Source organism: Rheinheimera sp. NSM, from assembly GCF_052380015.1.
Lineage (GTDB): Bacteria > Pseudomonadota > Gammaproteobacteria > Enterobacterales > Alteromonadaceae > Alishewanella.
The window spans coordinates 146,131-166,687 of the sequence record NZ_JBQTCI010000008.1 but is presented as its reverse complement, the minus strand read 5'-3'; the positions used below and the strand labels follow the sequence as shown (position 1 = coordinate 166,687).

The following is a 20,557-nucleotide window of genomic DNA, read 5'->3' as shown; positions in this document are numbered from 1 at the left end:
CAAATAACAAAAGATTGCAGATTTTACTGTTGTTGGTTATTTTTGCAACAAAAAATATTAACTATGCGTTATAAAAAAGCGGAGTAAACCACAAGCCACTAACAATAACCTGTGGTTCAACAGAGAAGAAATAACATTAAAGCGCCAAATACCAACTGGCGATGGAGAAATACAACACCACGCCGGCGACGTCGGCTATTGAAGTAATCAATGGGCCACTGGCGGTGGCTGGGTCGAGTTTAAAGCGGCTGAGTAAGAACGGCAGTGATAAACCAATTAAACTGCCGGCCATAACGACCAGCATCATGGTTAATGCCACTACCACGGCAATATCATAACCACCGCGCCACCAGCCTAAACCCACCACAGCTGCTGCCATAGTTAAACCCAGCAAGCCGGCTACCAGGCATTCTTTACCCAGTAAATAGCCCCAGTCGCGCAGTTTAATGTCGCCGGTAGCCAATGCCCGCACCATCAGGGTACCTGCCTGGGCGCCGGCATTACCGCTGCTGCCGATTAACAGCGGCAGAAAGAATAACAAAGCAATGTGGCTGGAAATGGTACCTTCAAAATAAGCGATGCCGGCGCCGGAGAAGATATTGCCAAATACCAAGATAACCAACCAAAACACCCGTTTGCGATACAAGAGTCCGATACCGGCGTCTTTAACGCTGGTTTCAAGCTTACCGATGGTGGCGGTTTTGTGGAAATCTTCAGTGGCCTCGGCGGCTGCCACGTCCATCGCATCATCGTAGGTAACAATGCCCACCATTTGATGCTCACTGTTTATAATCGGCAGGGCCAGTAAGTCGTACTTGGCTATAAGAGCCGCTACTTCCTCCTGTGGCATATCTACTGCGGCATAAATAGGATCGTGGTTAATCAGCTCTTCCAGCGCCATTTGCAGCGGTGCCAGAATCAGATCCCGCAATGACACTACACCGATAAGCTTGCGCGCAGCATCTACGACATAAGCCGAGTATATGGTTTCTTTATCCGGCGCTTCACGGCGCAAAGAATCCAGCGCCTGCGTTACTGTCAGCTCGGCTGCGAGGATGGCATAGTCTGAGGTCATAATGGCACCGGCGGTGCCTTCTTTGTGTGACGTCAGCCGCAGTAAATCTTCACGCTCGGCTTGCGCCAGCGCCGGCAGCAGGGTTTCGCGCTGCTCATCATCAAGGCGGTTAAATAAGTCGGCACGTTCATCTGATGACATCTGGCGGATAATAGGCGCCAGCTTGCGCCGGCTGATGCTGATGGATAGCTTTACCTGCTGTTCTGCCGGTAAATAACCGAATACTTCAGCTTGTTCCGCCCGTGGAAATACGGTGAGCAGGGTCCATAAATCTTGCGGCGCAAATTCGACCAGCGCAGAGGCTAAATCGGCCGGGTGTACATCGTCCAGTTGCTCACGCAACAAAGGCACCGTATTTGATTCCAGCGCGGTGCGTAGCGTGCTGATCAACACAGGTAATTCCATAGCAACCTCTTACTAAACAGGCTTAGTAAGGGCAGCTATTCGCGCAGCTTACCAAGCAGAATTCTTATCGGGGGTATCAGTTGTCAGGCTACGCCTGCTACCGGGTATATCCATACCGGGCACGTCCATACGGGTACTCGCTCTGTTTTACTGAATAAAGATGGTACTGAATTAACATATTGCTGAATAAGCAAAATTTAGCGTTATTTTATAAGGCATAGTAGTGAATATCCACTGAATATCAACAAAACGTGCATAGGACTTACGCCACCTTCTTGCTAAGATTGCGGCAGTATTGTGATTGAGCGAACACTATGGCCCCGAAACACACCGCCGCTAACGCCTGGTGGCTGCCGGTTGAACTGGACATTGACAGCTGCCGCAACATCAACATCGGCACACTAAGCCTGTATTTTAAACGGCAACAACAGCAATGGTTGCTGGCACACGAGCGCGTTAACGTCTCGCCGGAGCGCGAGTTATTCAGCAGCACGGCAGCACTGTGTATGCCGCCACAATTAACAGCCGAGCGTTATATTTTTCGTCAAAGCCCGGCCGCATTTTGCCTGACGCCGGTACTAATGGACCGCCCGGTCGTGGTGAAAACACTGCAGCCGGTGCATATACCACCAGGTGAGCAAACCACCTTATATATCAGCTCACCGGTAAGCGTTAGGGTGTCACTACAGCAACCGGAGCATTTGCTGCAGGAAATTGCCATTATGCGTTTATCCGACACCTGGTTTGGCCCCACCACCCAAGCCGGCGAGTTATGCTATGCCGACAAAACCCATGCCCGCTACAATAAACACGAGCTGCCGCTGCGGCCACACCGTGCCATTACCCCGGTGATGATCCAAAATAACGCCAGGCAAATACTGTCTCTGAGTAAAATCAGTATTCCGGTGCCCTATTTGGCCGTGTACAGCGCAGATGACGGCAATTTATGGACCGACCCTATTACCTTGCTACATGAAGGCCCGCACAATCTGGCCCGCTTTAAAACCGGCACCTTGTCGGCGCATGATGCCAGCGGCGTTAACTTGATCAGCAGCGCCCGTGCCGTGCCGGAAAAACACAGCCTGATCCGTGCCTTTACCCATATTTTTACTGATTAACCTGGAGGCAATATGACTGCATCACTGCTGCACTGGCTGCAATCGGAACAAGCCGGCCATATTCTCAAAGCTGTTATCTTGCTGCTGGCCGGTTTTGTCGTCGCCGGCGCTACATCACGTGCGGTTAGCCGCTTTTGCAGCAATAACTTTTCACAACATCATATCGTGCTGTTTAAACGCCTGGTGTACTGGTTGCTGTTGGCGTTATTTATTGCCTCAGCACTGAAACAACTGGGTTTTTCGCTTAGCGTATTGCTTGGCGCAGCCGGAGTATTGTCAGTGGCGCTGGGGTTTGCTTCACAAACCTCGGCATCTAACCTGATTAGCGGCTTGTTTTTAATTGGCGAGCAGCCGTTTCAACTGGGCGACACCATTAAAGTGGGTAACACCACAGGTGAAGTGTTATCGATAGATTTATTGTCGGTAAAGCTGCGTACTTTCGACAACCTCTATGTGCGCATTCCAAACGAAAGCCTGATTAAAAGCGAAATGACTAACCTGACCCGTTTTCCTATCCGCCGCTTTGATTTGTTGCTGGGCGTGGCTTATAAAGAAAACATTGCACAGGTACGCCAGCTGATGTTGCAGGTTGCTGACAACAACCCGTTGTGTTTGGATGAACCGGTACCAATGTTTTTGTTTCTCGGCTTTGGTGATTCATCGCTGAATATTCAATTCTCCGTTTGGAGTAAGCGAGAAAATTTCCGTGATCTGCGCAACAGTTTGCAGGAGGAAATAAAGCAGGCATTTGATCTGGCCGGCATTGAAATTCCGTTTCCGCAGCGTACTGTGCACTTGGCACAGCAGCCGGACAGCAGCGCTACAGCCCCGGCGCAAAAATAGTAGCGCACTTGCTATGTTGGGCGAAATAACGTTAACTGATCACATCAGTGTTACAAATAACAAGCTGTTGTCGGCCAGGAGGGCAGATTTATGTTACGCAGTCTAAGCTGCTTATTTACCTTGCTTTTTTCCTGCGCCGCACAGGCAGTTTGTACTGACATCAGCCCGCAGCAGCAGGCGGACCTGCCGGGCGATGTCACTATCGGCAGCATCAGTTACCGGCGTAACAATGTGTTCGACCTGACAGAAAAAGGCACGTTTTGGCTGCACCGTTTCGCCAATTACAGCCATATTATTACCAAAGAACCGACAGTGCAGGATGACTTACTGTTTCTGCAAGGTGCAGCGCTGAACCTGCAAGAGCTGGAAGAAACGGAACGTTTACTGCGTAACCGCGCTTATATCCGCGATGCTGCAGTGTCGGTTAGCCAATACTGCCCGCAAAGCAACAGCGTTAATGTGCTGGTAGAAACCTGGGATAACTGGTCGCTGCTGCCTAAGATAGATTTCAGCAGTGAAGGTGGTGAAACCGATTACTCCATTGGTATTGCTGATGACAACCTGCTCGGTAGCGGCAACCAGCTGCAACTGGATTATGCCAAAGACAGTGAACGTAGCGGTTACCTGCTGAGTTTTGCCTCACCGAATATCTTTGGTACCCATTGGAATGCCCTTACCCGCTATGCTGATAACTCCGACGGTGAAAGCTACCACTTTACCCTGACGCGGCCGTTTTACCGTTTGTCATCGCCCTGGGCCTTCAGTTTGGACATGGAGAAAAACAAAGAGGAAATCAGTGATTATTTGCTGGGTGACGAGGTTAACCAGTACGATCGCAAATTACACTGGTTTGAAACTTATGTCGGTTTTAAAATTGCGCAGCAGGCTAACCATATTCACCGGCTGAATATCGGCTTTACCCTGAACGATACCAACTTTCAACAAAGCGAACTGACAGCCTATGACTTACCACCGGATCGCAATTTGTCTGCCGTCTGGCTGGAGTATCAACTACTGGTCAGCGATTATCGTAAGTTGTTTAATATTAATCAGTTTAACCGTGTGGAAGACATTAATCTTGGCTGGCAGGCACGGCTGCGGTTGGGACGTCTGCAGTCCTGGCTGGGTGCTGACGACGCCGGCTGGCAACTGGATACGGAACTGGCGAAAGTGTGGCAACTCAACAACAGCACTTTTCTGTTGGGCAACAGCCGCTATCAAGCACTGTGGCTCAGCGGTATTAATCAGCACTTATTCAGCAACCAGTTGCAACTGGTGTATCAGCTGAATAATAACAGCAGTGCTGTAGGCATAGTGAATGCGGAGTTTGGTCGCCAGCTGTTTCAGGATAAGGCGCTGTATTTAGGCGGTGATACCGGTTTGCGCGCCTTCCCACTGTATTATCAGCGTGGTGACAGCCGTATTGTTGCCACCGCAGAGTACCGCTACTTTACCGACTGGTCGATATTGCAGTTATTGGATGTCGGTTTTGCCGGTTTTGCCGATGCCGGCCGTAGCTGGGGTGCCGAACAGGGTTTTAACAGCAATATCGATGATGGTGTGCTGTTTGGTGTCGGTGGCGGCGTACGCTTGCTGTCGTCGCATTCCAGCCGCGGTACCATGATCCATATCGATTTAACGCATCCTTTTAGCAGTAATCCCGAACTGGACAAATGGCAATGGCGGATTACTGCGAAAAAGCGGTTTTAACTCTGGCACTGCGTACAAAACACGGTACTGCGCTGACCAAGGCGGATTTCACTTAACAGCGTGCCACAGGTTAAGCAGGGCTGGCCGCCCCGGCCATACACCAGTAACTGCTGAGCAAAATAGCCGGGCTTACCATCGGCCTGGCTAAAGTCTTTTAAGGTGGTGCCGCCCTGTTTAATCGCAGCGGCCAGGGTGTCTTTGATCACCGGCAACAGTTTTGCTAACTGCTGCGGGGTTACCGCTTTGGCGGGCTTTGACGGCAAGATGCCGGCTTTAAACAACGCCTCGTTGGCGTAAATATTACCTACGCCCACCACCACATGGTTATCCATCAGCACCAGCTTTGCCGCACTGCCGCGTTTGGCAAAGGCAGCCGTTAAATGCGCCAGGTTAAAATTATCACTCAGTGGCTCCGGCCCCAAGCTGGCCAACAACGGGTGTACTTCGCCTTTTTGCTGCCACAATACCGCACCAAAACGGCGGGTATCGTTTAACCTAAGCAGCATGCCGCTGTCCAGCAGCAAATCAATGTGATCATGCTTAGTCGCCGGCGTATCAGCCGCCAGCACTTTTAAATGGCCCGACATGCCAAGGTGTAAAATGATGTCGCCCTGTGGCAGCTGAACAAGCAAATATTTAGCGCGGCGGGTCACCGACAAAATGGGCTGGTTCAGCTGCGCCAGTACCTCATCCGGCACCCACCAACGCAGTTGGCGTTGGCGTGCTACCACTTTGACTAACTGTTGGTTTTCCAGATAAGGGCTGATGCCCTGGCGCGACACTTCTACTTCAGGTAATTCCGGCACTGTTACTCCGCCATATCGATTAAAAACAACTGCGCCGCCTGCGCCGCGCTTAATTGATAAAACTGCTGCTGCCCGGCTTGCTGTAATAAGAACTGCCTTTCACCGGGCTCAGAGGCCGGATACAGTAACCAAATTAACGGCGCCGTTTGCCCCACCAGTTGCACGCTGGCTTGGGCTACCGGCACGCGGCTTTTATTTGCAGCCACTTCAACCGGGGTAAGTAAGCTGTGCTGCCAGGCTACTGCCAGCTGCGCTGCATCTACCGCTTTAGCGCCTTGCGGCTGCAGTTGCCACTGGGGGCCGGCTTTAATTAAACGTTGGTTAGCAAAGGCTACCATTAATAATTCGCTGTCGGCGGGCAGCAGGCGATGCCCGGGTGTATTTAACTGCGCTAAACGTTGCGGTATGCCATATAGCGCAAACATTAAAATCAGCACTGCAAAAATCAGTACGTTATTCCAGTTACGACGGGACAATTTTAACATGCTAATACCTGTCAGCTAAGGTGGCGCGGCATAGTAACTCAGGCGGGCTTTAAAAAGCAAAAACCCGGCGTTGGCCGGGTTTCTGTGTTCGATTACTTGATTTTCGCTTCTTTGAAAATCACATGCTTGCGCACTTTAGGATCGAACTTTTTGATTTCCATCTTTTCTGGCATGGTGCGCTTGTTCTTCGTAGTTGTATAGAAGAAACCAGTGCCTGCAGAAGAGACTAAACGGATTTTATCGCGCATTATTTATTTCCTTACACCTTGTGACCGTTAGCACGCACTTCGGCTAATACCGCATCGATACCTTTCTTATCGATGATGCGCATACCACGGGTAGAAGTACGTAATGTAACAAAACGGTTTTCACTTTCAACCCAGAAACGGTGAGTTTGCAGGTTAGGCAGGAAACGGCGCTTAGTAGCATTGTTGGCGTGTGAACGACGGTTACCTACCATCGGACCTTTGCCGGTTACTTGGCACACTCTAGACATGTCAATAGTTCTCCAAAATTACATCAGCTCGAGCTGTCATCACCCTTCCGGCCAAGAAGGTTGCCCCAAAACAAGAGGGCGCAATTTATACACGAATAAGCCGTCTTATTCAAGCGAAATCTTTCGCCCGCGCGCAGAGATCCGGCAAGGATCTCTGCAGATCTTCACAGCCAGCCACGCTCTGCAAAGGAGATTACATCGGCATCGCCCACTATAAAGTGATCCAATACCTTGATATCTACCAACATTAGCGCCTGAACTAAGCGTTCAGTAATCGCTCTGTCCGCCCGGCTGGGTTCGGCCACGCCGGATGGATGATTGTGCGCCAGAATAACAGCGGCGGCATTATGCGCTAAAGCCTGCTGAACTACAATACGCGGATATACCGGGGATGCATCTATAGTACCGGCAAATAACGGCTCGGCGTTAATCAGCCGGTGCTGGCTGTCTAAATACAGCAATAAAAACACCTCGCGCTGCTCGCCGCTAATCGCATGTTGCAAATAGCGCTTCACGGTACCGGGATCGTTAAACACGGTATCGCGCTGTATTTGCTGTTGTAAATAGCGCTTACTCAGCTCCAGCACCGCTTGCAACTGCACAAATTTGGCTTCACCCAAGCCTTTAGCGGAACAAAAGTCGGCCTGGCTGGCACCGAGCAAACGCCGCAGCGAGCCAAACTGATTTAGTAATTGCCGCGCCAGGGTTACCGCATCGGTACCGGCGATGCCGGTGCGTAAAAAGATGGCCAATAGCTCAGCGTCTGATAGCGCCATCGCGCCTCTGTCGAGCAATTTTTCCCGCGGCCGCTCGGTGGCGGGCCAGTGACGAATACTCATGCAATCACTCCCTGAATTGATGCTGAATTTGTGTTTCCATGCTATCTTAGCGCCAGTTTTTTCCACTTCCGGTGGCTCTGTTATGCAGCAAACCCTTGCGCAAAAACGTATTTTACTTGGTATCAGCGGTGGTATTGCCGCCTATAAAAGTGCTGATTTAGTACGCCGCTTAAAAGAGCGCGGCGCTGATGTGCGGGTTATTTTAACCGACGCCGCCCAACACTTTATTACGCCACTGACACTGCAAGCTGTGTCCGGCAACCCGGTCAGCACCAGTTTGCTTGACCCGGCCGCCGAAGCAGCTATGGGCCATATCGAATTGGCCAAATGGGCAGACATCATCTTAATTGCCCCGGCCAGTGCCGACATTATCGCCCGCATGGCGCATGGCTTAGCCAACGACTTACTCACTACCTGCGTGTTGGCCACGGCTGCCCCGGTAGCGGTAGCACCAGCGATGAACCAGCAGATGTATAAAAACATAGCCACTCAGCAGAATTTAGCCACACTTATAACACATAATTTTTACATTTACGGCCCGGGCTTTGGTGATCAGGCCTGTGGTGATACCGGTGCAGGCCGAATGTTAGAGCCGTTGCAGCTGGTTAGCGCGCTAGAAGAACATTTTTTAGCTGAACAGCAACTTAATAACATAAAAATTACAATCACCGCCGGCCCTACGCGGGAAGCTATTGACCCTGTGCGCTATATCTCTAACCACAGCTCGGGCAAAATGGGCTTTGCCTTAGCCGCTGCAGCTGCGGCTATGGGGGCCAACGTTACGCTGATCAGCGGCCCGGTGCAGTTAGCCACGCCCATTGGCGTAAAGCGTATTGATGTGACCACTGCACAGCAGATGCACGACGCTGCGCTGGCACAAGCCACACAGAGCGATGTCTTTATCGGTTGCGCGGCCGTAGCCGATTACCGCGTGGCAGAAGTGGCCGGCGAGAAAATGAAGAAAAAAGCCGGCAGTACCCTTGAGCTGAAGCTGGTGCAAAACCCGGACATTATTGCCGCCGTTGCTGCCCTGCCCGCTCAGCGGCCCTTTACCGTCGGTTTTGCCGCCGAAACACAAAACCTACTGCAGTACGCCAAAGATAAACTGGCGCGCAAAAAGCTGGACTTAATATGCGCTAATGACGTATCCGGCACAGAGCTTGGTTTTAACAGCGATCATAATGCTGTCACCCTGGTGTGGCAGTCTGGTGAACTGGCATTGCCGGCGCAACCTAAAGCCAGCCTGGCCAAAGCCATACTGCAGCATATCTACAGCCAATTTTCCGCCAACTAATTACCGTTAAAATACTATTTGTAATTAAAATAAAGAGTTAAGCCGTAAATGAAAAAAGCTATCGATTTAAAAATCCTTGATCCGCGTATTGGTACTGAATTCCCGCTGCCGGCTTATGCCACACCAGGCTCTGCCGGCTTAGACCTGCGCGCTTGTCTGGATAGCAGCCTGACGCTGGCGCCGGGTGAAACCACGTTAATTCCAACCGGTTTATCGATTTTTATCGGCGACGCTAATTTGTGCGCCACTATCCTGCCGCGCTCCGGCCTTGGCCATAAGCACGGTATAGTGCTGGGTAACCTGGTTGGCTTAATTGACTCGGATTACCAGGGCCCGTTAATGGTATCGATGTGGAACCGCGGCAACGACAGCTTTACTATTGAGCCGGGTGATCGCATAGCCCAACTGGTGTTTATGCCGGTAGTGCAGGCAGAATTTAATATTGTCGATAGTTTTGAGCAGACAGCCCGCGGCGAAGGCGGCTTTGGCCATTCAGGTAAAGCTTAAGATGCCGGCACCACGTCGCACCAACCGCAAAGAAGATATCCTGCAAGCCTTAGCTGCTATGCTGCAAAGTAATAACGGCCAGCGTATTACCACGGCAGCGCTGGCTGAAAAAGTCGGCGTATCCGAGGCAGCGCTGTACCGGCATTTCCCCAGCAAAGCGCGGATGTTTGAAGGCTTAATCGAGTTTATTGAAGACACGCTGCTATCACGCATCAACGTGATTCTGGACGAGCACAAAGACACCGCCAGCCGCAGCGAATTAATTCTGCAGCTGATTTTAGTCTTTGCCGAGCGTAACCCGGGCATTTGCCGTATTCTTACCGGTGATGCACTGCAAGGTGAGCAGGAACGCCTGCAAGAACGCGTTGCTCAGTTATTTGAAAAGCTGGAAACCCAGTTAAAGCAATGCCTGCGTGAGCGTAAGCTGCGTGAAGGTAAAGGCTTTAGTATCGACGAAGGCGAACTGGCAAACCTGCTGCTGGCGACGGTAGAGGGTAAACTCAGCCAGTTTGTCCGCTCCGGCTTTAACCGCTTGCCAACCCAGCACTGGACTAATCAGTGGGCACAACTACAAACTGCTCTGTTTAGCTAAATCATAACGTGAGGGCAGCGTGGCTGGTAGGGTTTAGTGTAACGTCAGGGATTAGGAAATGCTTTCTTCGCCGGCTTCAAGGAGCACATCCCTGTGCCCTCTCAGCCTGCGCGGTATCCATGCCGCTGCTACGAAAGCACACCTAATCCCTTCCTTAAGCAGCCGTATTTTTTCCGGCAGCAGAAACAGCTTAAAAGAAACGTTCGTAAATCGCAGCGCCCCATACCAGCGCCACTATTACTAAGCTGACAAATACCGCCGCCGAACCCATATCTTTAGCACGACCCGACAGCTCATGCCGCTCCAGACTTACCCGGTCAGTCAGTGATTCAATCGCTGAGTTTAATAGTTCTACCACCAGTACCAAACACCAAACACTCACCAACAGCGCAAACTGGCTAACTGACGTGGCCAGCCAGGCGGCCAGCGGAGTAGAGATAACAGCTAAGATGGTTTCCTGACGAAAAGCGGATTCAAACTTCCAACTGGCAGCAAAGCCCTGCATCGAACACTTTGCCGCTTTAATAATGCGGCCTAAACCAACACCGTTTGGTTTTAACATCTCTTTGTCCTTACTACGCTGTATATATTCGCTCTGCCACTAAAATATCAGGTATAAGGTCAGGTGTGCTTTCCAACAGCGAGTGTTGCAGCCTTCGCATCAACTCCGAAGTACAGCCAAGTGTCAGGAAATGCTTTCTGCACCGGCTTCAAGGATCACATCCCTGTGCCCTCTCAGCCTGCGCGGCATCCATGCCGCTGTTCCGAAAGCACACCTGACACTTTGCTCTCTGGCTATCAGTGCACCCTACTCTAAAGCCCGATTTTCTTTAAGCGTTAACACCATATTGTGCGCGGTAAGCTTTTACCGCATCCAGATGCTCTGCCAGTTCCGGCTTATCGGCCAAATAGCTGATCAGATCCGGCAGGCTGATAATCGAGATGACTTTAGTATTAAAATCACGCTCAACTTCCTGGATCGCCGACAGTTCGCCCTGGCCGCGCTCTTGCCTGTCCAGTGCAATCAGTACACCGGTAAGCTCAGCACCCTGCGCCTGAATTAACTGCATTGACTCACGAATCGCGGTGCCGGCAGTAATCACATCATCCACCAGCATAATGCGGCCCTTTAGCGGCGAGCCAACTAAATTGCCACCCTCGCCATGGGTTTTCGCTTCTTTGCGGTTAAAGCAGTACGGCATATCGCGGTTATAATGATCGGCCAATGCTACCGCTGTCGTGGTGGCAATAGGAATACCCTTATACGCCGGGCCAAACAGTACGTCGAACTCAAGGCCGCTATCCTGCAGCGCGGCCGCATAAAAGCGGCCCAGTTTGGCCAGATCACCGCCGGTGTTAAACAGCCCGGCATTAAAAAAATACGGGCTGGTACGGCCGGATTTCAGCGTAAAACTGCCAAACTTTAATACCTGACGCGACAGCGCAAACTCAATAAATTCACGTTGAAACGGCTTGATCATGCTGTTGTATCCTTTGCTTGTTATGCCAGAACGCGCTTTTGCTCGTCGATAATTTCACGGATGGCATGTTTGCCTAAATCCATCATCTGCTGCATTTCTTCAAAGCTAAACGGCGCTTCTTCGGCCGTGCCCTGAATTTCAATCACTTTGCCGGTTTCGGTCATCACGATATTCATATCGGTTTCAGCATTTGAATCTTCGGCGTAGTCTAAATCGGCCACGGCGGTGCCCTTATAAATACCTACCGATACCGCCGCCACCATAAAATTCAGCGGGTTAGTTTTAATAATGCCTTTGGCGCGCATATGGTTAAGTGCATCTACCAGGGCCACACAAGCACCGGTAATAGAGGCAGTACGGGTGCCGCCATCAGCCTGAATTACATCACAGTCGATAGTAATGGTATTTTCACCCAACAGCTTTAAATCGACAGCAGTGCGCAGCGCGCGGCCAATCAGGCGCTGAATTTCCATCGTGCGGCCACCTTGCTTACCGCGTGCCGCTTCGCGGTCATTACGGGTATGGGTCGCGCGTGGCAGCATGCCGTATTCGGCGGTGACCCAGCCCTTGCCCTGGCCTTTCATAAAGCGCGGCACCCCTTCAATTACGCTGGCGGTACAAATTACCTTGGTATTACCAAATTCAACCAATACTGAGCCTTCAGCATGAGCGGTAAATTGACGGGTAAACGTAAGGGGACGGATCTGGCTGGCGGTTCTGCCACTTGGACGCATAGCTGCACTCCTGAAATTAACAATGGCGGTTATTATAGGGTGTATCTAAGTTGAGGGCGAGCAATTCGCCAAAATCCGTTATCCTGCGGTATACTCGGTGTTTATTTGTCGCCAGAGAATTCATTATGATCCACAGCATGACCGCCTTCGCCCGCCACGAAACCAAAGCCAGCTGGGGCACCGCCCAGTGGGAGATCCGCTCGGTAAACCAGCGTTACCTGGAATCCTACTTTCGCCTGCCGGAGCAGTTTCGCGGCTTAGAAAGCCTGCTGCGCGACAAACTCCGCAACGCCCTGCAGCGCGGCAAAATCGAAGTGAACCTGCGCTACCATGCCAACCAGGCGGCCGGCGAACTGACATTAAACGAAGTATTCGCCGAACAATTGCTGCAAAAAGCGCAGCAGTTACTGCAAAAAGCCCCGCAAGCGCAACTCAACATCGCCGACATCCTGCGCTGGCCCGGTGTCATGGAAACGCCAACGGAAGACTTAGACGCGCTGCAAGGCGAACTGCTGGCCGGTTTCGACGCGGCTTTACAAGACTTCTTAGCCGGCCGCGGCCGTGAGGGTGATGCCATCGAGCAAATGATCCAGCAGCGCTTAACGGCAATTTCAGAGCAAGTGGCTTTTGTCCGCACGCACCTGCCGCAAGCCATGCAATGGCAGCGCGACCGCATTGTAAACCGCTTGAATGAAATTAAAGCCGATATCGAGCAAGGCCGTTTAGAGCAGGAAATGGCGTTTTTAGCGTCAAAATCAGACGTCGCCGAAGAGCTCGACCGCCTCGATGCCCATATCAAAGAAACCCGCCACACGCTGAAAAAAGGCGGCGCCTGCGGAAGGCGTCTCGATTTTATGATGCAGGAATTTAACCGCGAAGCGAATACGCTGTCGTCCAAAGCCATCAGCACTGAGATCACCAATGCCGCAGTGGAGCTTAAGGTGTTAATTGAGCAGATGCGCGAGCAGATCCAGAATATAGAATAAAACCAGCTTAAACAGTATCCGCCGGCGGCAGCTCAGCAAATGAGCCGCCGTGGCGGATCCAGTCATTAATTTGTGCTAACAGCTGCTCTTGCGGTAACCTGGTGCGGCCTTTGATGGCGCATTGCCACAGCAACAGTACGCGCCAACCCATCTCGCGCAGTTTATCTTGTACCATTTCATCATGCCGCCGGTTGGCGGTTATTTTAGCGCGCCACCAGTCAACGCGGCTTTTCGGCCAGTGAAATTGCGCGCAGTTATGCTGATGCCAAAAGCAGCCCTGAACAAAAATTACCGCGCGGTATTTGGCTAATACCAGGTCGGGTTTGCCCGGCAGTGCAGCCACATTCAGCCGGTAGCGAAAACCGGCAGCATGCAGCTGTTTTCTCAGCCATAGCTCCGGCTGAGTATGCTTGTTTTTAATCGCCGCCATATTGCGGCTGCGGGTGGCGACATCATGTACGTCGGTCAAGGCGCATCCGTCAGGCGGCGTTGTTTTTGCGCGCTTGCGCACTGTTAATAAAACGCATCATCGCTTGTGCCACGGCATCGACTACTTTGACACACACCGAGTTACCAAACTGCTTGTAAATCTGGCCGTGCGATACCGCATCGACAATAAATTGCTCCGGAAAGCCCTGCAGCCTGGCGCATTCTCTGGGCGTAAGCTTGCGCGGGTTTTTCCCCAGGGCGGTTTGCTCAATCAAAATTTCCGAGCCGTCTTTATAGTACCTGGCGCTAATGGTATTGGTGTAAGCATCTTCTGCGCTAAACAGTGAATAGCCAAAGCCATTACCCTTTTGCTGATGCTCTGCTTTGCGTTTTTGGTGTCCGGCCCATAACTTATCAGAAATGGTGTATCTGTCTTGTGCCGGTGTCAGGCCGGACAAGTCTTGCAGAATATCACCGACGCGGGTAGGAGTTTTCGGCGCTTGCGGCCATTGAAACAGCGAAGCAAAATCCAGCTCGCCAAAATGGTTTTTATCAAAGCCGACGATAAACACCCGCTCACGGTTTTGCGGCGCGCCAAAATCGGCGGCCCGCAGCACTTTAAAATCCACCCAATAATTCAGCTTATCCGACAGCGCATGGCGCGCTTCTTCGCTGAGCGGAATATCATCCGGTACGGCGTCGCTGTGCTCACCGCGTAAAATTTGTAAGATGGTTTTTAAAGTGCGGCCTTTGTCATGGCCTTTTAACTGCTTGACGTTTTCCAACAAAAACGCTTTCGGCCGTTTTTCGACTAAAATACGCTGGATCTCAAAAAACATCGTGCCGCGGGTATCGCTAAAGCCTTTTTTTAACCCCGCCTGGCTAAAGGCCTGACACGGAAAACCGCCGAGTAAAATATCATGGTCCGGAATATCACGGGCGCTAATTTGGGTAATGTCACCGTTAGGGATTTCACCATAATTAGTAGCATAGGTTTTTTGCGCAAACTTATCCCACTCCGAAGTAAACACACACTTACCGCCGGCCTGCTGAAACGGCAGGCGAATACCGCCAATACCGGCAAATAAGTCAATAAACCTGAAGCTGCAGTTTTTGTCATCTGTGCGCAGTGGCGCATCGGCCACCTTGTGTTGTTTATCCGCCGGTGTTGCCGGTTTTGTTGCCTGTTTCATTCTGCTGTATACCTGTGTGCTATTACCCGGGAGACTAGCAGCCTATGACACCGCAGACAAGCCGTCGGCTGAGGTTATTGCCGCAAAAACTGCCCGGCTTAGCTAAGCCCGCCCAAACACAGGTATTTTAAATTGGTGTAATCATCCAAACCGTATTTAGAGCCTTCGCGGCCATAGCCGGATTGTTTGATACCGCCAAAAGGCGCAGCAGCGTTAGACACTATGCCTTCATTAATACCTACCATGCCAAATTGCAAAGCTTGCGCCACGCGAAATACACGGCCGATATCGCGGCTGTAAAAATAGGCTGCCAGGCCATATTCGGTGCTGTTGGCCAGCGCTATTGCTTCATCTTCGGTGTCAAACGCCATTAGCGGCGCTACCGGGCCGAAAATTTCTTCATTACTTATGGCCATATCGGCGCTGATATCGGCAAGTAACGTCGGCTGAAAAAACTGTTTACCGGCACTGTGAGTTTTACCGCCCAGCAGCACTTTGGCGCCGTCATCGAGTGCACTTTGCAGCAGTTTTGCTACTTTCTCTACCGCTTTACCATCTATTAACGGCCCAATCTGACTATCTGCAGCCAGGCCATCAGCAACGTTAAGCTGGGTAACGGCAATGGCTAACTTATCGGCAAAGGCCTGATACACGCCGCGCTGCACCAGAATGCGGTTGGCACAAACGCAGGTTTGGCCGGCATTACGAAACTTGGCTGCCATCAGGCCCTGCACGGCGGCATCCTGGTCGGCATCATCAAACACGATAAAGGGCGCATTACCGCCCAGCTCCATTGTTACGCGTTTTACGCTGTCGGCGCATTGCTTTGCCAACTGTTTACCCACGGCAGTGGAGCCGGTAAAGCTGAATTTGGCTACCTTAGCGTGCCCGGTAAACACCTCGCCAATGGCTTTGGCGTCAGTACCCACTACCACATTAAATACCCCGGCCGGAATACCGGCCTGGTGGGCTAACTCGGCCAGTGCCAGCGCCGATAACGGCGTTTGCTGCGCCGGTTTCACCACAAAGGTACAGCCAGCTGCCAGTGCTGCGGCGGCTTTGCGTGCCAGCATGGCATTAGGGAAGTTCCATGGTGTTATGGCTGCCACTACGCCGACCGGCTGACGCTGTACAATAATGCGTTTATCGTTGGAGGGTGCCGGTATGGTATCGCCGTATAAGCGTTTGGCTTCTTCGGCAAACCATTGCAAATATGAGGCGCCATAAGCTATTTCGCCTTTGGCCTCGCTAAGCGGTTTACCTTGTTCCAACGTCAGTAAGCGGGCTAAGTCGTGCTGGTGCTGCATCACCAACTGATACCAGCTTTGCAGCAACTGTGCGCGCTCTGCGGCCGGTTTAGCAGCCCAGCCGGTAAAGGCGTTGTCTGCCGCCAGTACCGCTTGCTGCGCTTCGTTGGCGCCGGCGATGGCAACCTTAGCAAGTAACTGCTGGTTAGCCGGGTTAACCACGTCAAAGGTATCAGTGTGTTGTAACCAATCGCCGTTGATGTAGGAGCCCTGTTTAACGAGGGTTTTATTGAGCTGGTGCTTATTTTGTAGCATGGTTCACTCCGCTAAGCTGAGAATGTCAGTGAATGTTAGCATACTGAAGTGAACACTAAATTAAACCAACGGCGGGCAAAGGCCCGCCGTTTTCAGTTTCAGGCTGGCTTATCAGAAGCGATACGCTAAGCCCAAGGACGCATTACGGCCATTGATGGTGCGGGCGCGGATAATGCCGTTGTCCGGCACTGAGCCTTCTTCGGCTTCTGTCAGGCCAATTTCATCAAACAGGTTATTGATGTTCAGCGATACAGTCAGGTTTTCCGCCAGATTGTAGCTGGCAAACGCATTGACCTGAGTATAACCGCTGAATTTCAGATCGTTGTTGTCCTGAGCATAGGCAGCTGTGGTGCCAATGATGCTGACACCAAACTGAGCTTGCTCAAAGAAGTAACGCGCCAACAGGTTATAAACAAAGTCCGCCTGGCGCCTGGGTGTATTACCCACCACTTCCGGAGTAAGTGCATCTTGGCTGATCTCGGCATCGGTCCAGGTAACAGAGCCGCGCATATCAAAATCGCCGATGCGGTAGCTGCTTTCCAGCTCGATACCGTGCGCTTTATAAGTACGGTCAAAAAAACGCTGGCTGGTGGCTTCAAAGTTTTGCTCTTCGGTTTCAGCAAAAAACAGCGTAGCAAACAGGTTTAGATTACCGTGCCGGCTTTTGCTGCCAAGCTCATATTGAGTAACTTCATCTACCGCGTCTTCTTTAGCCACGCTGCCATCAGCATTCACTTTGCCAAATAATAACCGGTCGGCATTGGCGCGCCCGCCCTGGCTGATGCGGCCAAACATGGCCCAGTCTTTATTAAACTGATAGTTGGCGCCGGCCGAGTAGGAATTGTAACCCCAGCTGTAATTGACGATGCTGGCGTTGGCTAAATTGATACCCGATACGCTTTGCTCTACCTGGCTGATGACACCATCGCCGTTCATATCACGGCTGCTTTGTACCGCACCGGCATAAGTGCCTGAAGCACTGCCGATATCGCGGCGGATACTGGCATCCAGCGATAAGTCGCCCCAGGCCCAGCTTACTCCGGCATAAGGTGCTTTAATGCTGTAGTCGGTATCGTAGTTACGCTGGCAACAGTTGCCGAAGAACGGCACGCCATAGGCAGTCAGGCCCTGTTCGGAAAACGCCGTACCATCAGCGGCAGTTACATTTAACAGCTCAGCATTGTTGCCCTTTAACGCCATTAAATACGAATTCCATAACCATGACATGCTGATACTTTGATCCGCCATGTAGTAACCGACATTGACATCCACAGCACCAAAACGGCGTGACAGCTTTAAGTCGTTAACGATAGAGCCAAAATCGTCGATTTCAACGTCAAAGGTGTGAATACGCATGGCGTTTTCTGCAGTGTAAGCTGCCCCGGCATCAGGCCCTACCGCATAGGTTAAGTTGGCACCGGCGCCGGCGATACTGTCGGCAATACCTTGTGCATTACCCACTTCTGCCGGAAACAGGGTATTAAAGTTGCCGCTGACATCGCTGACACGAAAGCGGTTTTCCAGCGTCCAGCCTTCGGCCAGGTCAAACACCGCCTCCACACCGACACTGTTTACTTTCGGGTTCATGCCGTCGCGCACATCACCGCGGGAAATCTGGTTATCGCCGTTTAAGCGCACGGTTTGGGTTAAATACACTGACTGCAGCGTGTCTGAGCCGGCGTCATAGCCCGGCACCGAGCTGCCATCGGCAAACATCGGCATCGGCATATAGCTGGTGGCTTTGTCATTTAAATGCTTAAAGTACAGCCGCACATAGCCGGTATTAAATTCTTTGGTCAGGTTGCCCTTTAACTGAAAACCTTGTTCGCCCTGGTAGCCCGGGTCACGTCCCCCTTCGCCCTGGCGCACAAAACCGCCCAGATGAAAGCGCATATCGCTGTTAATATCGCCGCCGTAATCAAAATCGGTGCGGAAACTGTCGTAATCCAGCCCGGTAGTAAAGGCGATACTGCCGCCGTTTTCTTCACCGGTTTTACTGACAAAATTGATAATACCACCCGGCGAATTACTGGCAGTAGTGCTGGCCGAGCCGCCGCGGATCACATCCAGCCGCGCTAAGCTGGCATCGGCACGCAGAAAAATATCGGCATTCCCAAAGGCGATATCGCCAAACTGCAGCACCGGCAAACCGTCTTCCTGCAGGGTCAAAAACTTAGCGCCACCGGACGCTACCGGCAAGCCGCGTACGGCGATATTGGCATTACCTTCACCGCCGCTGGCTTCGCTGCGCACGCCCGGCAGCATACGGAAAATCTCCGCGGTACTGCGCGGCGTGGCAACGGCAATATCATCCAGTGTCAGGCTGCTGACCGACACGCTGGACTGCATCACCGTTTGATTGCGCGATACCGCACCGGTAACCACTATGCGCTCAAAGCCTAAACCGTCGCTGTCTGATTGTGCTGCAGCCGGCTCCTTCGCATCAGTTTCTGCCTGCTGCGCCATAACCGCGCCGTTGCTTAGTGCCAGCGTGACAGCCAGAGTAAGTAAAGCTGGTGTCAAATTATACTGTTTCATTGTCTATCTCCCGTGTTGAAATCGCGATCTATTCTTTGGATAGTCTGCTTATGACTTAATCGTTTAAGTTTTTATTGCTATAAAAAAGCTAACCGGAAGACATCTGCTCCAGCTTAGCTTTGGCTGGCTGTTTCAGCCAGTTGTACACCATTGCCAGTGCCAGCAAGGCAGAGAACAGCGTCGCCAGATAAAAGCCTGCCGTAACATCGCCGGCAATATCGCCCAGCAATGCCATTAACGCCGGAGCTACCGCCGCTGCCAGCGCGGTAAACGCCAGTAACAAGCCGGCCACAGCGCCATGCTGTTGCCGGGCAAAGCAACTGATACCTTTGGAATTCAGTGTCGGGTAAATCATCGACATAAACAGGCCGGACAATGGCATCAGCCATACTGCAACCTCTTTACCACCGAGCATACTGGCGGCAAAGCAGACAAAGATGCATAGCGTAAATACCGCCATCACGCTGCTCCAGCAAAAGCGGTTTAAAATAGCGGTAGCAAGAAAACGCCCCAAGGCACGCAGAATAAAAAATACTGTAATGGCCTGGGCAGCCAGTAAGCTCCAGCGGCCGTCGTAATCGGCTAATAAGGTGGGCAACCAGACAAAAATCGCCACTTCACAGCTGACATACAGCGCTATGGCCAGCGAAAACCCCAGCGCGTAGCGATCTTTTAACAGCGCCAGCGAGCGGCGCAGCGATACCTGCTCTGCAGCGGCCTGATACGGCGGATAAGGTAGACGCGCCGACATCACCACTAACAAGGTGCAAAGTAAGCCGGCCAGCAAATACAGCGATGTCCAGTGGATAGAAGCGGCAATCATCAGCGCCACCAACGCCGGGCCAACAATGGCGCCAATGGCAAAGAAGCCCTCTACCGTGTTCATGGTGCGGGTATGGCTTTGGCTGTCAGGGCTGATATCACCAATTAATGCCAGCGCTGCGGTTTTAAAAATACCAATGGCCAGGCCACACAGGCCCATTAATAAGATAAAAAACAGCGCACTGTTGCCGGCCATAAAGGCATAGCAGGATGCCGCGTACAGGCTTAAACCGACGATAATCAGCTTTTTACGGCCAAGTTTATCGGCCAGCCGGCCGAGGAATAACCCGGCCAGGCCAATCGCCAGCATGGGTACATAATGAAAGGCACTGGCCTGAAACATGGTTAACTGATATTCCGCCATGGCTTCAGGGATGATCACGCCCACTGCATCGGTGGTCATGGCAAAGACAAAAAACATCAGGTAGGTCATCCAGCGCACCTGGCGCTGCAAACCCACGGCGCGATCTAACGTTTCGGCTGCCCCGACAGCCTGACGCTTCGCATCAGTAGTAAGCATAGTGTTTCCCCGTTTGTGGCCTGTTGCCAGCTGGTGTAAGCGCACCGGGCTGAGCAGGCTTATTTGTACGAGCCGCTTTCTCAGGCCGGCTTGGGTTTATTATGCGCCGGGGGTTGACAAAG

Annotated in this window: 21 protein-coding genes; 7 read left to right on the top strand and 14 right to left on the bottom strand. The window is 51.9% G+C overall.

Going from position 1 to position 20,557, the window contains the following annotated elements:
• Window positions 1–136 precede the first annotated feature (136 nt).
• On the bottom strand, window positions 137–1,480 hold the full coding sequence (mgtE, locus tag ACTZWV_RS18525) for a magnesium transporter (RefSeq protein WP_444787970.1): 1,344 nt from the start codon (window positions 1,478–1,480) through the stop codon (window positions 137–139).
• Between the two features lie 314 nt (window positions 1,481–1,794).
• Here mgtE and ACTZWV_RS18520 point away from each other — a divergent pair, with 314 nt between their 5' ends.
• The 3 genes from ACTZWV_RS18520 to ACTZWV_RS18510 all read left to right on the top strand — a co-directional run bounded on the left by ACTZWV_RS18520 (window position 1,795) and on the right by ACTZWV_RS18510 (window position 5,151).
• Entirely contained in the window at window positions 1,795–2,598 is an 804-nt protein-coding gene (locus ACTZWV_RS18520; protein ID WP_444787969.1) for a DUF432 domain-containing protein, read from the top strand.
• 12 nt (window positions 2,599–2,610) lie between these two features.
• Window positions 2,611–3,441, top strand: coding sequence for a mechanosensitive ion channel family protein (locus tag ACTZWV_RS18515; protein WP_444787968.1), 831 nt, complete (start codon window positions 2,611–2,613; stop codon window positions 3,439–3,441).
• Between the two features lie 90 nt (window positions 3,442–3,531).
• Window positions 3,532–5,151 (top strand): BamA/TamA family outer membrane protein, encoded by a 1,620-nt coding sequence (locus ACTZWV_RS18510; RefSeq protein WP_444787967.1) that lies wholly within the window; start codon window positions 3,532–3,534, stop codon window positions 5,149–5,151.
• Here ACTZWV_RS18510 and mutM read toward each other — a convergent pair.
• From mutM to radC, 5 genes are all read right to left on the bottom strand, one after another.
• Window positions 5,148–5,957: a bifunctional DNA-formamidopyrimidine glycosylase/DNA-(apurinic or apyrimidinic site) lyase gene (mutM, locus tag ACTZWV_RS18505; RefSeq protein ID WP_444787966.1), complete on the bottom strand. Its 810-nt coding sequence runs from the start codon at window positions 5,955–5,957 to the stop codon at window positions 5,148–5,150. The two genes, ACTZWV_RS18510 and mutM, sit on opposite strands and share 4 nt — an antisense overlap.
• 2 nt (window positions 5,958–5,959) lie before the next feature.
• Window positions 5,960–6,442 (bottom strand): hypothetical protein, encoded by a 483-nt coding sequence (locus ACTZWV_RS18500; RefSeq protein ID WP_444787965.1) that lies wholly within the window; start codon window positions 6,440–6,442, stop codon window positions 5,960–5,962.
• Between the two features lie 92 nt (window positions 6,443–6,534).
• Window positions 6,535–6,690: a 50S ribosomal protein L33 gene (rpmG, locus tag ACTZWV_RS18495; RefSeq protein ID WP_008219722.1), complete on the bottom strand. Its 156-nt coding sequence runs from the start codon at window positions 6,688–6,690 to the stop codon at window positions 6,535–6,537.
• Window positions 6,691–6,701: 11 nt separating this feature from the next.
• On the bottom strand, window positions 6,702–6,938 hold the full coding sequence (gene rpmB, locus ACTZWV_RS18490; RefSeq protein WP_040551802.1) for a 50S ribosomal protein L28: 237 nt from the start codon (window positions 6,936–6,938) through the stop codon (window positions 6,702–6,704).
• A 164-nt stretch (window positions 6,939–7,102) separates the two neighbouring features.
• Window positions 7,103–7,777, bottom strand: coding sequence for a RadC family protein (gene radC, locus ACTZWV_RS18485; protein WP_444787964.1), 675 nt, complete (start codon window positions 7,775–7,777; stop codon window positions 7,103–7,105).
• Window positions 7,778–7,859: 82 nt separating this feature from the next.
• Here radC and coaBC point away from each other — a divergent pair, with 82 nt between their 5' ends.
• Genes coaBC through slmA form a run of 3 tightly spaced genes read left to right on the top strand, consistent with a single transcriptional unit; the run spans window position 7,860 to window position 10,170 of the window.
• Window positions 7,860–9,071, top strand: a complete 1,212-nt coding sequence (gene coaBC / locus ACTZWV_RS18480; protein ID WP_444787963.1) for a bifunctional phosphopantothenoylcysteine decarboxylase/phosphopantothenate--cysteine ligase CoaBC — start codon at window positions 7,860–7,862, stop codon at window positions 9,069–9,071.
• A 48-nt stretch (window positions 9,072–9,119) separates the two neighbouring features.
• Window positions 9,120–9,578 (top strand): dUTP diphosphatase, encoded by a 459-nt coding sequence (gene dut / locus ACTZWV_RS18475; RefSeq protein WP_444787962.1) that lies wholly within the window; start codon window positions 9,120–9,122, stop codon window positions 9,576–9,578.
• Between the two features lies 1 nt (window position 9,579).
• Window positions 9,580–10,170, top strand: a complete 591-nt coding sequence (slmA, locus tag ACTZWV_RS18470) for a nucleoid occlusion factor SlmA (RefSeq protein WP_444787961.1) — start codon at window positions 9,580–9,582, stop codon at window positions 10,168–10,170.
• Between the two features lie 190 nt (window positions 10,171–10,360).
• On the opposite strand, the gene ACTZWV_RS18465 is transcribed toward slmA, so the two are convergent.
• The 3 genes from ACTZWV_RS18465 to rph all read right to left on the bottom strand — a co-directional run bounded on the left by ACTZWV_RS18465 (window position 10,361) and on the right by rph (window position 12,385).
• Window positions 10,361–10,732, bottom strand: a complete 372-nt coding sequence (locus ACTZWV_RS18465; RefSeq protein WP_444787960.1) for a diacylglycerol kinase — start codon at window positions 10,730–10,732, stop codon at window positions 10,361–10,363.
• 268 nt (window positions 10,733–11,000) lie between these two features.
• Window positions 11,001–11,648 carry an orotate phosphoribosyltransferase gene (pyrE, locus tag ACTZWV_RS18460; protein WP_444787973.1) on the bottom strand — a complete coding sequence of 216 codons (648 nt, stop codon included), beginning with the start codon at window positions 11,646–11,648 and terminating at the stop codon, window positions 11,001–11,003.
• Between the two features lie 23 nt (window positions 11,649–11,671).
• A complete protein-coding gene (gene rph / locus ACTZWV_RS18455) occupies window positions 11,672–12,385 on the bottom strand; it encodes a ribonuclease PH (protein ID WP_305556238.1) in 714 nt (237 codons plus the stop codon).
• A 125-nt stretch (window positions 12,386–12,510) separates the two neighbouring features.
• Here rph and ACTZWV_RS18450 point away from each other — a divergent pair, with 125 nt between their 5' ends.
• On the top strand, window positions 12,511–13,371 hold the full coding sequence (locus tag ACTZWV_RS18450; RefSeq protein WP_444787959.1) for a YicC/YloC family endoribonuclease: 861 nt from the start codon (window positions 12,511–12,513) through the stop codon (window positions 13,369–13,371).
• A 7-nt stretch (window positions 13,372–13,378) separates the two neighbouring features.
• Here the strand turns inward: ACTZWV_RS18450 and ACTZWV_RS18445 are convergent, their stop codons facing one another.
• The 5 genes from ACTZWV_RS18445 to ACTZWV_RS18425 form a co-directional block, all read right to left on the bottom strand.
• Window positions 13,379–13,840, bottom strand: coding sequence for a very short patch repair endonuclease (locus ACTZWV_RS18445; RefSeq protein WP_444787958.1), 462 nt, complete (start codon window positions 13,838–13,840; stop codon window positions 13,379–13,381).
• A gap of 10 nt (window positions 13,841–13,850) precedes the next feature.
• Complete coding sequence (locus ACTZWV_RS18440) at window positions 13,851–14,993, bottom strand: DNA cytosine methyltransferase (protein ID WP_444787957.1); 1,143 nt, start codon at window positions 14,991–14,993, stop codon at window positions 13,851–13,853.
• 98 nt (window positions 14,994–15,091) lie between these two features.
• Window positions 15,092–16,555, bottom strand: a complete 1,464-nt coding sequence (locus ACTZWV_RS18435) for an NAD-dependent succinate-semialdehyde dehydrogenase (RefSeq protein WP_444787956.1) — start codon at window positions 16,553–16,555, stop codon at window positions 15,092–15,094.
• Between the two features lie 111 nt (window positions 16,556–16,666).
• Window positions 16,667–19,093 carry a TonB-dependent receptor domain-containing protein gene (locus ACTZWV_RS18430; protein WP_444787955.1) on the bottom strand — a complete coding sequence of 809 codons (2,427 nt, stop codon included), beginning with the start codon at window positions 19,091–19,093 and terminating at the stop codon, window positions 16,667–16,669.
• 88 nt (window positions 19,094–19,181) lie between these two features.
• Window positions 19,182–20,435, bottom strand: coding sequence for an MFS transporter (locus tag ACTZWV_RS18425; protein WP_444787954.1), 1,254 nt, complete (start codon window positions 20,433–20,435; stop codon window positions 19,182–19,184).
• Window positions 20,436–20,557 lie beyond the last annotated feature (122 nt).